Below are 12,632 nucleotides of genomic sequence, written 5' to 3'. Positions count from 1 at the left end.
TAGAAATAGCAATACACCCAGTGCTACTCAAAAGCAATAGATCATAATGTAAATCATTGTTGGTAAGGATAAACGCCTTTAATCGGCTTCAAAGGGGCATTCCAAGACATAGTCCTGCAACCCATTATTATCGTGATGGAGGTAAAGGTGTATTTTATGTTTTTGACTGTTAGTGGTGTTCTGACTATGAGAATTTGAGGAGCAGTACAGGAGTTGATAGATTCCTGAAACGGCAGACTTCTTTGCCAATACTTATCATAGAAGTAACCGTTTCAGTGTGGTGTAATGATATGTTTTTATTTGATTATTTTCTGACTAGCCAATTTTCCGGCATAAAAACTTGCCTTTTATTACGCCATCAAAAAAACGACCTTTCGAAACGGCCGACATAAAATTCTGGTGAACACGCTCAGGAACGCCAAGATACTGATAAATCCCTTGTTCTCTGAACTGTATCTCCAGCATGCGATTTTCAGGATCATAACCAATCGACAAAATTCTGGAGGATGTAACAGGTTGTCGCTGCAATAGTAGACCCTCAGTTATACGGTGTTGATATTATGCTGATCGTAGAGCAGTTTAAGCATGATAACTTTGTCGGTGATCATTATCACTGTTTGGTTGCAGTATTAATAGATTATTCGCTAGGTTTTATTGCCATTGCATTAAGTGGTGATAATATGACTTCACTTTATGACATGATCTGTGTCACAAAGTAAACTGTGTACACAGTTGCGTACCAATATAACAAACGTGGGTTAAATTGATGTCGCAACTTTTTGAAATTAAACAATAATTACGTCTTGCATGTGATCTGTCGTGTGGGTCACCACTGTAGATAAGGAATTAGAATGCCTGTTATTACCCTTCCTGACGGCAGCCAGCGTCAATATGATCACGCCGTTTCTGTCCTTGATGTTGCCTTAGATATCGGCCCCGGTCTGGCAAAAGCCTGTATTGCTGGCCGCGTCAATGGCGAATTAGTGGATGCCGGTGACCTGATCGAATCTGATGCACAACTGGCCATTATCACTACCAAAGATGCTGAAGGCTTGGAAATTCTTCGCCATTCATGTGCGCACTTATTGGGGCACGCTATCAAGCAACTTTGGCCAGATACCAAGATGGCAATCGGCCCAGTTATCGACAACGGTTTCTATTACGATGTTGATATTGACCGTACTCTGACGCAGGAAGATCTTGAGCTGCTGGAAAAGCGGATGCATGAACTTGCCGATAAAGATTACGACGTGATCAAGAAAAAGGTCAGTTGGCAAGAAGCCCGTGATACTTTTGCTGCTCGTGGTGAAGATTATAAAGTGGCTATTCTTGATGAGAATATCAGCCGCGATGATCGTCCTGGTTTATATCACCATGAAGAATACGTTGATATGTGCCGTGGCCCGCACGTTCCTAATATGCGTTTCTGCCATCATTTTAAATTGCAGAAAACCTCTGGAGCCTATTGGCGTGGCGACAGCAAAAATAAAATGCTGCAACGTATCTACGGCACGGCTTGGGGTGATAAGAAGCAACTGAATGCTTATCTGCAACGTCTGGAAGAAGCAGCCAAACGCGACCATCGTAAGATTGGTAAGCAGTTGGACCTTTACCACATGCAGGAAGAAGCACCCGGTATGGTGTTCTGGCACAATGACGGCTGGACTATCTTCCGTGAACTGGAAACTTTTGTGCGTATGAAGCTCAAAGAGTACCAGTACCAGGAAGTGAAAGGGCCATTTATGATGGACCGTGTTCTGTGGGAAAAAACCGGGCATTGGGAGAACTATGCCGAGCATATGTTCACCACGTCGTCGGAAAACCGCGAGTACTGTATCAAGCCAATGAACTGCCCTGGGCATGTACAGATCTTCAACCAAGGGTTGAAGTCGTACCGTGACCTGCCACTGCGTATGGCCGAGTTCGGTAGCTGCCATCGTAATGAGCCATCAGGCGCGCTACACGGCTTAATGCGTGTGCGTGGCTTTACTCAGGACGATGCACACATCTTCTGTACTGAAGAGCAGGTTCGCGATGAAGTGAACAGCTGTATCAAGATGGTGTACGACATGTACAGCACCTTTGGCTTCGAAAAAATTGTGGTCAAGCTGTCTACGCGTCCTGAAAAACGTATTGGTAGCGATGACTTATGGACTCGCGCTGAAGACGATTTAGCTGCTGCGCTGACTGAAAATGGCATTCCGTTTGATTATCAGCCGGGTGAAGGTGCCTTCTACGGTCCGAAAATTGAATTTACCTTGCATGATTGTTTGGATCGTGCGTGGCAGTGTGGTACCGTACAGCTCGATTTCTCATTACCGGGCCGCTTAAGTGCGTCTTACATCGGCGAAAATAATGATCGCCAGGTGCCAGTAATGATTCACCGGGCTATTTTGGGGTCAATGGAGCGTTTTATCGGTATTCTTACCGAAGAATATGCAGGCTTCTTCCCAACTTGGTTAGCACCGGTACAAGTCGTGGTGATGAATATCACTGATAGTCAGTCTGATTATGTCCAACAAGTGACCAAAAAACTGCAAGATGCAGGGATTCGGGCAAAAGCGGACTTGAGAAATGAGAAGATTGGCTTTAAAATTCGTGAACATACGTTGCGTCGGGTTCCATATATGCTGGTCTGTGGCGATAAAGAGGTCGAATCAGGCAAAATTGCCGTTCGTACCCGCCGTGGTAAAGATTTAGGAAGCTTAGACGTCAACGTGGTCGTAGACCAGCTGCTAGCAGAAATTCGCAGCCGTAGTCTTCATCAACTGGAGGAATAAAGTATTAAAGGCGGAAAACGAGTTCAACCGGCGCGTCCTAATCGCATCAACAAAGAGATTCGCGCCACAGAAGTTCGCTTAACAGGCGTCGATGGTGAGCAGATTGGCATTGTCAGTCTGAATGAAGCTCTTGAAAAAGCCGAGGAAGCTGGTGTTGATTTAGTAGAAATCAGTCCGAATGCCGAGCCGCCGGTTTGTCGTATTATGGATTACGGCAAATTCCTCTATGAGAAGAGCAAGTCGACAAAAGAACAGAAGAAGAAGCAAAAAGTCATTCAGGTCAAGGAAATCAAATTCCGTCCTGGTACCGATGATGGCGACTATCAGGTCAAACTACGCAACCTGATTCGCTTTCTGGAAGATGGCGATAAAGCCAAAATCACTCTGCGATTCCGTGGACGTGAGATGGCGCACCAACAGATCGGCATGGAAGTCCTTAACCGTGTCAAAAAAGATCTGACTGAAGATTCTGATTTGGCCGTCGTGGAGTCTTTCCCGACTCGTATCGAAGGTCGTCAGATGATCATGGTGCTCGCACCTAAGAAGAGACAGTAAGGCACTCAAGTAACAGGCTTCTCTATGCTTGCATAGCAAGAGGTCTGTTCGCCTGGCTAGCTCGTTGTAATTAACAATGCGAAGTGGATATATTCAATGCCAAAGATTAAGACAGTACGCGGCGCCGCTAAGCGCTTCAAAAAAACCGGTGCCGGTGGTTTTAAGCGTAAGCATGCCAACCTGCGTCATATTTTGACCAAAAAAGCTACTAAGCGTAAACGTCATTTACGTCCAAAAGGCATGGTATCTAAGAACGATCTAGGTTTGGTCGTAGCATGTCTGCCATACGCATAAGTAATTTTGGTTTGAATTAAGACGATAGGAGAAGTAAATGGCTCGCGTAAAACGTGGTGTGGTAGCTCGTGCACGTCACAAAAAAATATTAAAGCAAGCGAAAGGTTACTACGGTGCCCGTTCGCGCGTTTATCGTGTTGCTTTCCAGGCAGTAATCAAGGCAGGCCAATACGCCTACCGTGACCGCCGTCAACGGAAACGTCAATTCCGCCAATTGTGGATTGCACGTATTAACGCAGCTGCACGTCAGAATGGTCTGTCTTACAGCCGTTTCATCAATGGTCTGAAAAAGGCTTCTGTTGAAATCGACCGTAAGATCCTGGCTGACATCGCAGTATTCGATAAAGTGGCATTCTCTGCACTGGTCGAAAAAGCGAAAGTAGCTCTGGCGTAAGTCAGAATTGAAGAGGGAGCTGGTCTCCCTCTTTTAATCTTTAGCTTATTAGTAAGAAGGTCATCGTTATGATGCATGCTGTTACTTTTCGCTTCTTTTTTTACTTTAGCGCCTGATTTCAGGAGGCTTGCGCGTAAGAATAGAAACGAAAAATAGCGCCGAAGCCTCCCATAGTGGAGGCTTTTTTGTTTTTACTCTACCGCACTTATGGTGATGTGAGTAAAGGTGTCACTGATGGGATACCTTACTGATTTTATGTAAAAGATTCATTTCGGTTATCGGATTTTAACTAATAACATATATCCTAAATAATTCGAATGGCAGGAAGGTGGTCAGTGAATGACAAATTGGTTGTAAACCATTTTGAACGGCGCTTGCGCTGGCCCGCAGGGTGAGCCTCTGATGAGGCTCATAATCCCGATGAACTTACTTATTTTTTAAGGTTAAGACGAGTAAGTGATTTGGGTAACTGAGCGCCGCTAACACCTCTGCAATTCCAAATATAACGGATATAACTACAAGCGGGCCATACGGCCAGAGGAAGAGAAAACAATGCCACATCTCGCAGAGCTGGTTGCCAAAGCTAAAGCAGCCGTAGAAGATGCCCAGGATGTTGCCGCGTTGGATTTGGTGCGCGTCGAATATTTAGGCAAGAAAGGCCATTTGACCCTTCAAATGACATCGCTGCGTGAGCTGCCAGCTGAAGAACGTCCAGCAGCTGGTGCCGTCATTAATCAGGCTAAACAAGAAGTTCAAGAAGCACTTAATGCTCGCAAAGAAAAGCTGGAATCAGCGGTTCTGAATGCCCGACTGGCGGCCGAAACCATTGATGTCTCCTTACCGGGGCGTCGTATGGAAAATGGTGGCTTGCATCCGGTGACGCGTACCATTGATCGTATTGAAACTTTCTTCGGCGAATTGGGCTTTTCTGTAGAGTCTGGCCCAGAAATAGAAGATGACTATCATAACTTCGATGCATTGAATATCCCGGCTCATCACCCAGCTCGTGCTGATCATGATACGTTTTGGTTTGATGCCACTCGATTGCTGCGTACGCAGACGTCAGGTGTGCAGATTCGGACCATGCAAGGCCAGCAACCTCCGATTCGGATTATCGTGCCTGGCCGTGTTTATCGTAATGATTACGACCAAACACACACACCGATGTTTCATCAAATGGAAGGGCTGATTGTTGACCGTGATATCAGCTTCACCAATCTGAAAGGCACTCTGCACGATTTCCTGCGTAATTTCTTCGAAGAAGATCTGCAAATTCGCTTCCGTCCCTCTTATTTCCCGTTTACTGAACCCTCTGCTGAAGTCGATGTTATGGGGAAAAATGGTAAATGGCTCGAAGTATTGGGCTGCGGCATGGTGCATCCCAATGTATTACGAAACGTAGGTATTGATCCTGAGATTTATTCGGGCTTTGCATTTGGCATGGGAATGGAGCGCTTAACGATGCTGCGTTACGGTGTCACCGATTTGCGGGCATTCTTCGAAAATGATCTCCGTTTCCTCAAACAGTTTAAGTAAGGCGGGAATATCTCATGAAATTCAGTGAACTTTGGTTACGCGAATGGGTAAACCCAGCCATTAGCAGTGATGATTTAGCCCATCAAATTACCATGGCCGGTTTGGAAGTTGATGGCGTAGATGCGGTAGCAGGCGAATTTAATGGTGTTGTTATCGGCCACGTTGTGGAATGCGGTCAGCATCCAAATGCAGATAAATTACGTGTAACCAAAATTGATGTTGGCGGTGAGCGCTTGTTGGACATCGTTTGTGGTGCACCTAACTGCCGCCAGGGTCTGAAAGTTGCGGTTGCTACGGTCGGTGCTGTACTGCCGGGTGATTTTAAGATTAAAGCGGCTAAGTTACGCGGCGAGCCATCTGAAGGTATGTTGTGCTCTTTCTCTGAACTGGCTATTTCAGAAGATCATGACGGTATTATTGAGCTGCCTGCTGATGCGCCGATTGGCGTTGACCTGCGTGAATATCTAAAACTTGATGATAAAACTATCGAAATCAGTGTCACACCTAACCGTGCAGATTGTCTGGGGATTATCGGTGTAGCACGTGATGTGGCGGTGTTGAATCAACTGTCACTCACTGAGCCAGATATCAGCCCGGTTGCGCCGTCTATTAATGACAGCTTCCCGATCCGCGTTGAGGCTCCACAAGCTTGTCCACGCTATTTGGGCCGCGTGGTGAAAGGCATAAATGTTAAAGCCGCTACCCCATTGTGGATGCGCGAGAAATTGCGCCGCTGCGGCATTCGTTCAATTGATCCTGTTGTCGATATTACTAACTTCGTCTTGTTAGAGTTAGGCCAACCGATGCATGCGTTTGACTTAGACCGTATCGACGCGGAGATTATTGTTCGCCTGGCCGCTGAAGGTGAAGAGTTAACTTTATTGGATGGCACAACAGTCAAACTGAATGCTGACACTCTGGTTATTGCCGATCAGCAGAAACCACTGGCGATGGCGGGTATTTTCGGTGGTGAACATTCAGGTGTTAATGAAGAAACGCGCAACGTACTGTTGGAATCCGCTTTCTTTAGCCCACTTTCAATTACGGGTCGCGCGCGCCGTCATGGTTTACATACAGATGCTTCTCATCGTTATGAGCGTGGTGTTGATCCGGCGCTGCAACATAAAGCGATTGAACGCGCTACCAAGCTGCTGATTGATATCTGCGGTGGTGAAGCAGGCCCGGTGATTGATGTGACTGCACCGGCAGAATTGCCAAAACGCGCCACTATCACCTTGCGCCGCGAGAAACTGGATCGCCTAATGGGTCACCATGTGCCTTCTGAACAGGTCAGCGATATTCTGCGCCGCCTCGGCTGTCAGGTGACTGAAATGGGTTCTGATTGGCAGGCCGTAGCACCAAGCTGGCGTTTCGATATGGAAATCGAAGAAGATTTGGTGGAAGAAGTTGCGCGCATCTACGGGTATAACAATATTCCAGATGTGCCTATTAAAGCTGATTTGGTGATGACGAAACACCGCGAAGCCAACTTGTCACTGAAGCGAGTTAAGACCGCTTTAGTCGATCGCGGCTATCAGGAAGCAATTACTTACAGTTTTGTTGACCCAAAAGTACAGGCGTTGCTGCACCCACAGCAAGATGCACTCATCTTACCCAGCCCAATATCCATTGAGATGTCTGCAATGCGGTTGTCATTGTTGACAGGTTTACTGTCAGCGGTGGTGTATAACCAGAATCGCCAGCAATCTCGCTTGCGTTTATTTGAAAGTGGTTTGCGCTTTGTACCTGATAGTAAAGCAGATCTTGGAGTTCGACAGGAGGTAATGCTGGCTGCTGTCATTACAGGTCACCGTTATGATGAACACTGGGATCTGGCTCGTCAGCCAATCGACTTCTATGATTTGAAGGGCGATTTGGAAGCAATTCTGGAACTTACTGGCAAATTATCGGATGTTCAGTTCCGTGCCGAAACGCATTCTGCACTGCATCCAGGACAGAGTGCTGCAATTTATTTATCAGGGGAACACATTGGTTTCATTGGTGTAGTTCATCCAGAACTGGAACGTAAGCTGGATTTAAATGGCCGCACTGTGGTGTTTGAAGTGCAGTGGAACAAGCTTGCAGACCGCGCTGTGCCTCATGCCAGCGAGATTTCGCGCTTCCCAGCAAACCGTCGTGATATCGCTGTTGTAGTGGCTGAAAACGTTCCCGCAGAAGATATTTTGGCAGAGTGTAAGAAAGTTGGCGCAAATCAGGTAGTTGGCGTAAACTTGTTTGATGTGTACCGTGGCAAGGGCGTAGCAGAAGGTTATAAGAGTCTGGCTATTAGTCTGGTGTTGCAGGATACCGCCCGTACACTGGAAGAAGAGGAGATCGCCGCTACTGTCGCAAGATGTGTAGAGGCGTTAAAACAGCGATTCCAAGCATCCTTGAGGGATTGAACCTATGGCGCTTACTAAAGCTGAAATGTCAGAACATCTGTTTGAGAAGCTAGGGCTTAGCAAACGTGATGCAAAAGATCTAGTTGAGTTATTCTTTGAAGAAGTACGTCGTGCTCTTGAGAATGGCGAACAGGTCAAACTGTCTGGCTTTGGCAATTTTGATCTGCGAGACAAGAACCAACGTCCGGGCCGTAATCCGAAGACGGGTGAGGACATCCCTATTACGGCGCGCCGTGTGGTGACTTTCCGTCCAGGGCAAAAGCTAAAAAGCCGGGTAGAGAGTGCCACTCCGAAAGAGTGAATCTTTTCCCGAAACAAAAGGCCGCGCAAGCGGCCTTTTTCTTGTTCTTAATGTATTGAAATATAACTCTTTTATTTTATCAGTATCCACATCCTAACCGCAGGTTAGGGCTATCCTCCCTTAGACCCTCAAACTCAAGCTACACAGTGATCAGGTCTAGCAACCTGGTACAGACTCAAAAATTACAGGTATAATCCCACAAATTATTCAACGGGTTTAGAAACAAAGATGACAAAACTCACCTTGCAAGAACAGATGTTAAAAGCTGGATTAGTGACCAGCAAAAAAATGGCTAAAGTCCAAAGGACGGCTAAAAAATCACGAGTTCAAGCTCGGGAGGCAAGAGAGATTGTGGAAGAAAATAAGAAAGCGCAACTTGAGCGTGATAAACAGCTAAGTGAACAACAAAAACAAGCTGCTTTATCTAAAGAATATAAAGCTCAGGTGAAGCAGTTGATTGAAATGAACAAAATCAGCCTTTCAAAAGGCAATATTGGTTTTAATTTCACAGATAATAATTTAATTAAAAAAATAGTGGTGGATAAGCTTACTCAAGCTCAGCTGATTAGTGGCCGTCTCGCCATTGCTCGTTTGGCTGTTGATAACAGTGGCGAGAGTGAATACGCTATTATCCCCGCCAGCGTAGCCGATAAAATTGCGCAGAGAGATGCAAGCAGTATTGTATTAAATAGTGCGCTGAGCCAGGAAGAGCAAGATGGTGAAGATCCGTATGCCGATTTTAAAGTGCCAGATGATTTGATGTGGTAATTAACATTTTGCAGATGCTTATTAATGAAAAGTCTTTCAGGGCTTTTCATTAATATTTTATGTTCGGTCAATTCATGGGGCACGTAGGTTTATTCTGAGGGGATAAAACAGGCAATCTGAAATGAGTGTATGGATTCTGTTAGCAATATGCAATGAAATTGAAAATGGGAAATTATCCGATAGATAGACATTATTTTCACTGATATAAAATTCTTAATGTTAAATAATACATTCGGATTTATATGAAAAAATATCTGCTGTTATTAGGCATTTTATCATTAATGCCGCTGATCGCGCAGGCTGATGTGTCACTGGATATCAATATACCCGGAGTCAGCTTACATTTAGGTGACCAAGATAACCGAGGCTATTACTGGGATGGTTATGATTGGCGTCCACCACAATGGTGGCACGATCACCGTGGTGGGCATATCGGTGACCGTAGTGAGCGCGGTTATTATTGGGATGGTGGACGTTGGCAGCGCCCCTCTGAACATGATGGCGGTAATCCATTCCGCGGGCAGGAACATAGTGAAGGGTACAGTGGGCGTGATTCTCATGGTAATCAATCACAGCACAATGACAATAATGGACATGGTCAACCGGGCAATAATCATGGTGTGGGCAACCCCGGCAAACCGGGAGGGCCAAATAGCCCAGGGAGTCAGAATAATAATGGTCGTCATGGCGGTCAGCAGGTCTACCCACCGCAAAATAATGGTTATCGCGGATAATAAATAACAAATAGCGTTCACGTTGCCTCTGATATTAGGGGCAACACTGGCGTTTTCTCTCAATAAAAAATCAACTTCTTCATGCAAAACTTTCCCTTATCCCCTTAACCTCTTACTATCATTGCTTAGCAATCAATAATAGACCCAGATATCTTCAGGTAGATCCTGAGGCAATGGCCGAGGATGTCATGCAGACCAGTCAGTTATTTACCGCACTTCAACAACAACAACAACAACGTGATCACCGTTATCTCAAGGGGCTGGTCGTCATATTGTTTTTGGCGTTTTTCATTAGCTTATGTGTCGGTGATCTGTGGATGTGGCCCACTCAGTGGTTCAGCGAAACCGGGCAACTATTCGTTTGGCAGTTACGTTTGCCTCGAGCACTGGCAGTGATGATGGTAGGGGCAAGTCTTGCCGTATCTGGCGCCGTCATGCAGGCATTGTTTGAAAATCCATTAGCAGAACCGGGCTTATTAGGGGTGGCAAACGGTGCCGGTGTTGCGCTGGTGATGGCCGTTTTATTAGGGCACGGGTTGCTACCAATCTGGTTCTTAAGTGCCTGTGCCATTGCGGGCGCCTTATTTATGACGGCGCTTTTGCTGGTTTTTGCCCGCCGCCGCTTATTAACCAATGCCCGATTGTTGCTGGTTGGGGTTGCTTTGGGGATTGTCTGTAGCGCCATTATGACGTGGGCTGTTTATTTCAGCACCAGCCTGGATTTACGCCAATTAATGTATTGGATGATGGGCGGATTTAGCGGCATTGACTGGCGGCAACAAGGGCTAGTGCTCGCATTGTTACCTGTTGTCATTTGGCTCTGTTGCCAAGGTCATGTGCTTAATTTTATGTCTCTCGGTGAACAACAAGCCCGGCAATTGGGAGTTTCTCTCCATTTATGGCGGAATTTATTGGTTATCGCGATCGGCCTACTGGTGGGTATTAGTGTTGCCCTGGCGGGAGTGATTAGCTTTATTGGTCTGGTCATTCCGCATATTTTACGGTTGACGGGATTAACTGATCAGCGCCGGTTATTGGCGGGATGTGCCTTGGCGGGGGGAGGAGTATTGTTATTAGCCGATGTCGTGGCGCGAATCGCCTTATTCTCGGCAGAATTGCCGATTGGTGTGGTAACGGCAACCTTAGGCGCGCCATTATTTATCTGGTTGCTGACACGGGTGAACAGTGTAAAGTGATTAGCCTTACATGGGCTTATGTTCCTGTAGGCTTATCATCGCTGAATAAGGATTCCTCCTGATGAATGATTCAATTTATTCCATCCCAGTAAAAACAATTGAAAGCCAATCAGTTAAACTGGAAAAGTATAAAGGTTCAGTTTTGCTGGTGGTCAATGTGGCTTCCCAATGTGGTTTAACCAAACAATATGAAGGTTTGGAAAATCTGTACAAAACTTATCAGCAACAGGGCTTTGAGGTATTAGGATTTCCTAGTAATGAATTTGCGGGGCAAGAGCCGGGCAGCAACGAGGAAATTCAGGCATTCTGCCGCGGTACTTTTGGTGTTGATTTCCCGATGTTTAGCAAAATTGAAGTCAATGGCCCACAACGCCATCCTTTATATCAACAATTGATCGCAGCTAAACCTGTTGCTGTAAAACCTGAAGGCAGTGAATTCTATCAACGCTTAGCGAGTAAAGGACGTGAGCCAAAGCAGGCTGGCGATATTTTATGGAATTTCGAAAAATTCCTGATTAGCCGAGAGGGTGTGGTTCTTGAGCGTTTTGCTCCTGATATGACGCCAGAAGACCCAATTTTAATCAATGCCATTACTCAGGCCTTAGCTGCTCACTAATTTACGGATGAAAGAGTTATTTTTATGTTATTGCAACTCAGTAATGTCAGTGTAGATACCCGTCTTGCTCCTTTTTCTACGCAAGTCGCTGCTGGGTTGCAAATTCATGTGATAGGCCCGAATGGGGCAGGGAAAAGTACGTTACTCGCTTCTTTAGCGGGCTTATTGCCCTCGGCAGGGGACATTACCCTCGCGGGGAAATCATTATCCCGTTATTTAGGGCATGATTTGGCTCGCGTTCGGGCTTATTTATCTCAACAACAATCGGCTCTGACAATGATGCCGGTTTTTCAATACCTTTCTCTTTATCAACCGGCGGGTGTTCCTCAGGATGCTATCGCGGCTACCATTGGCTATCTCTGTGAGAAATTACGATTAACCGACAAGTTATCTCGCATGTTGTCACAACTTTCTGGCGGAGAGTGGCAGCGGGTTCGTTTGGCGGCGGTTTTTTTGCAAGCTTGGCCAACTATTAATCCTGATAGTAAATTGCTGTTACTTGATGAGCCGTACACCGGTCTTGATGTCGCGCAAAAAGTGGCATTGGACAGCTTGCTGCGCGAGTTCTGTTCTGCTGGACGCAGCGCAATAATCAGCGCCCATGATCTTAATCACACCTTACAACAGGCTGACCAGGTTTGGTTAATGGCGCGTGGTCATGTGCTGGCCCAGGGCGGGACTCAGCAGGTAATGGAAACCCATATTCTCTCTGAGGTATTTGAGGTAGATTTCCAAATACACAGTTTTAATCAACAGAGTTGGATCATTACCAAAAGTTTTTAATCGTAAAATTTGTTGATTAGTCTTAGATAATCTCCGCCAACAACCGGCCTTTATTTGTCATTTCTATTTTGATATTTCCTCTCTGACAAAGACAATTAATCGTGGTCTCAACTGCGTCAGGATGTTTTTTCATCATATTGATTTTTATGAAAAAATTAATTATTCAACTTAAAGTAATTACGCTAAATACTACTGCAAAAAAAATCCTATCTTAAGGTTTATTTAAGGTTAATAAACTAGACTTCATATTCAGCCAGGCATGTATCTATCTGA

At 45.6% G+C, this 12,632-nt stretch carries 15 protein-coding genes and 1 other annotated feature; of the genes, 14 read left to right on the top strand and 1 reads right to left on the bottom strand.

The genetic code is table 11. The features are described from left to right. Positions 1-315: 315 nt before the first annotated feature. Positions 316-528 carry a KTSC domain-containing protein gene (locus tag FTA91_RS04635; protein WP_050116426.1) on the bottom strand — a complete coding sequence of 71 codons (213 nt, stop codon included), beginning with the start codon at positions 526-528 and terminating at the stop codon, positions 316-318. 32 nt (positions 529-560) lie between these two features. On the opposite strand from FTA91_RS04635, the gene FTA91_RS20040 reads away from it, so the two are divergent. From FTA91_RS20040 to btuD, 14 genes are all read left to right on the top strand, one after another. Further along, the gene (locus FTA91_RS20040) at positions 561-719 is read left to right on the top strand and encodes a hypothetical protein (protein ID WP_174634500.1); all 159 of its coding nucleotides are present in this window, start codon (positions 561-563) and stop codon (positions 717-719) included. 132 nt (positions 720-851) lie between these two features. After that, the gene (thrS, locus tag FTA91_RS04630; protein WP_038632573.1) at positions 852-2,780 is read left to right on the top strand and encodes a threonine--tRNA ligase; all 1,929 of its coding nucleotides are present in this window, start codon (positions 852-854) and stop codon (positions 2,778-2,780) included. Positions 2,781-2,783: 3 nt separating this feature from the next. Beyond that, positions 2,784-3,335, top strand: a complete 552-nt coding sequence (gene infC, locus FTA91_RS04625) for a translation initiation factor IF-3 (RefSeq protein ID WP_011816226.1) — start codon at positions 2,784-2,786, stop codon at positions 3,333-3,335. 96 nt (positions 3,336-3,431) lie between these two features. Beyond that, positions 3,432-3,629 carry a 50S ribosomal protein L35 gene (gene rpmI, locus FTA91_RS04620; protein ID WP_004713020.1) on the top strand — a complete coding sequence of 66 codons (198 nt, stop codon included), beginning with the start codon at positions 3,432-3,434 and terminating at the stop codon, positions 3,627-3,629. Between the two features lie 37 nt (positions 3,630-3,666). Further along, positions 3,667-4,023 (top strand): 50S ribosomal protein L20, encoded by a 357-nt coding sequence (rplT, locus tag FTA91_RS04615; RefSeq protein WP_004706556.1) that lies wholly within the window; start codon positions 3,667-3,669, stop codon positions 4,021-4,023. A 67-nt stretch (positions 4,024-4,090) separates the two neighbouring features. After that, positions 4,091-4,213: a sequence feature (Phe leader region), on the top strand. After that, positions 4,092-4,139 (top strand): pheST operon leader peptide PheM, encoded by a 48-nt coding sequence (pheM, locus tag FTA91_RS20540; protein ID WP_152414234.1) that lies wholly within the window; start codon positions 4,092-4,094, stop codon positions 4,137-4,139. It overlaps the preceding feature by 48 nt. Before the next feature lie 362 nt (positions 4,214-4,575). Further along, positions 4,576-5,559: a phenylalanine--tRNA ligase subunit alpha gene (pheS, locus tag FTA91_RS04605; RefSeq protein WP_004393358.1), complete on the top strand. Its 984-nt coding sequence runs from the start codon at positions 4,576-4,578 to the stop codon at positions 5,557-5,559. A gap of 14 nt (positions 5,560-5,573) precedes the next feature. Further along, positions 5,574-7,961, top strand: coding sequence for a phenylalanine--tRNA ligase subunit beta (gene pheT / locus FTA91_RS04600; protein ID WP_145534467.1), 2,388 nt, complete (start codon positions 5,574-5,576; stop codon positions 7,959-7,961). 4 nt (positions 7,962-7,965) lie between these two features. Continuing rightward, the gene (ihfA, locus tag FTA91_RS04595) at positions 7,966-8,262 is read left to right on the top strand and encodes an integration host factor subunit alpha (protein WP_002211830.1); all 297 of its coding nucleotides are present in this window, start codon (positions 7,966-7,968) and stop codon (positions 8,260-8,262) included. A gap of 228 nt (positions 8,263-8,490) precedes the next feature. Beyond that, positions 8,491-9,030, top strand: coding sequence for a DUF2058 domain-containing protein (locus FTA91_RS04590; protein WP_050116428.1), 540 nt, complete (start codon positions 8,491-8,493; stop codon positions 9,028-9,030). A gap of 242 nt (positions 9,031-9,272) precedes the next feature. Next, entirely contained in the window at positions 9,273-9,764 is a 492-nt protein-coding gene (locus FTA91_RS04585; RefSeq protein WP_050116429.1) for a DUF2502 domain-containing protein, read from the top strand. 188 nt (positions 9,765-9,952) lie between these two features. Beyond that, positions 9,953-10,960 carry a vitamin B12 ABC transporter permease BtuC gene (gene btuC / locus FTA91_RS04580; RefSeq protein ID WP_145534479.1) on the top strand — a complete coding sequence of 336 codons (1,008 nt, stop codon included), beginning with the start codon at positions 9,953-9,955 and terminating at the stop codon, positions 10,958-10,960. A 61-nt stretch (positions 10,961-11,021) separates the two neighbouring features. Continuing rightward, complete coding sequence (locus FTA91_RS04575) at positions 11,022-11,576, top strand: glutathione peroxidase (protein ID WP_050115282.1); 555 nt, start codon at positions 11,022-11,024, stop codon at positions 11,574-11,576. 24 nt (positions 11,577-11,600) lie between these two features. Then, positions 11,601-12,359: a vitamin B12 ABC transporter ATP-binding protein BtuD gene (gene btuD / locus FTA91_RS04570; RefSeq protein WP_145582994.1), complete on the top strand. Its 759-nt coding sequence runs from the start codon at positions 11,601-11,603 to the stop codon at positions 12,357-12,359. Positions 12,360-12,632 lie beyond the last annotated feature (273 nt).

The sequence above is a fragment of the Yersinia thracica genome (genome assembly GCF_902170565.1).
GTDB lineage: Bacteria > Pseudomonadota > Gammaproteobacteria > Enterobacterales > Enterobacteriaceae > Yersinia > Yersinia thracica.
Note: the sequence above shows the minus strand (reverse complement) of the source record. Positions and strands in the feature narration are given on the sequence as shown.

What these genes read in the sequence shown, in the direction of transcription:
- ihfA (WP_002211830.1), top strand. Translation starts at nt 7,966, where the DNA reads ATGGCGCTTACTAAAGCTGAAATGTCAGAACATCTGTTTGAGAAGCTA.
- pheS (WP_004393358.1), top strand. Translation starts at nt 4,576, where the DNA reads ATGCCACATCTCGCAGAGCTGGTTGCCAAAGCTAAAGCAGCCGTAGAA.
- thrS (WP_038632573.1), top strand. Translation starts at nt 852, where the DNA reads ATGCCTGTTATTACCCTTCCTGACGGCAGCCAGCGTCAATATGATCAC.
- FTA91_RS04575 (WP_050115282.1), top strand. Translation starts at nt 11,022, where the DNA reads ATGAATGATTCAATTTATTCCATCCCAGTAAAAACAATTGAAAGCCAA.
- rpmI (WP_004713020.1), top strand. Translation starts at nt 3,432, where the DNA reads ATGCCAAAGATTAAGACAGTACGCGGCGCCGCTAAGCGCTTCAAAAAA.
- FTA91_RS04585 (WP_050116429.1), top strand. Translation starts at nt 9,273, where the DNA reads ATGAAAAAATATCTGCTGTTATTAGGCATTTTATCATTAATGCCGCTG.
- FTA91_RS04590 (WP_050116428.1), top strand. Translation starts at nt 8,491, where the DNA reads ATGACAAAACTCACCTTGCAAGAACAGATGTTAAAAGCTGGATTAGTG.
- rplT (WP_004706556.1), top strand. Translation starts at nt 3,667, where the DNA reads ATGGCTCGCGTAAAACGTGGTGTGGTAGCTCGTGCACGTCACAAAAAA.
- btuC (WP_145534479.1), top strand. Translation starts at nt 9,953, where the DNA reads ATGCAGACCAGTCAGTTATTTACCGCACTTCAACAACAACAACAACAA.
- pheT (WP_145534467.1), top strand. Translation starts at nt 5,574, where the DNA reads ATGAAATTCAGTGAACTTTGGTTACGCGAATGGGTAAACCCAGCCATT.
- btuD (WP_145582994.1), top strand. Translation starts at nt 11,601, where the DNA reads ATGTTATTGCAACTCAGTAATGTCAGTGTAGATACCCGTCTTGCTCCT.
- FTA91_RS20040 (WP_174634500.1), top strand. Translation starts at nt 561, where the DNA reads ATGCTGATCGTAGAGCAGTTTAAGCATGATAACTTTGTCGGTGATCAT.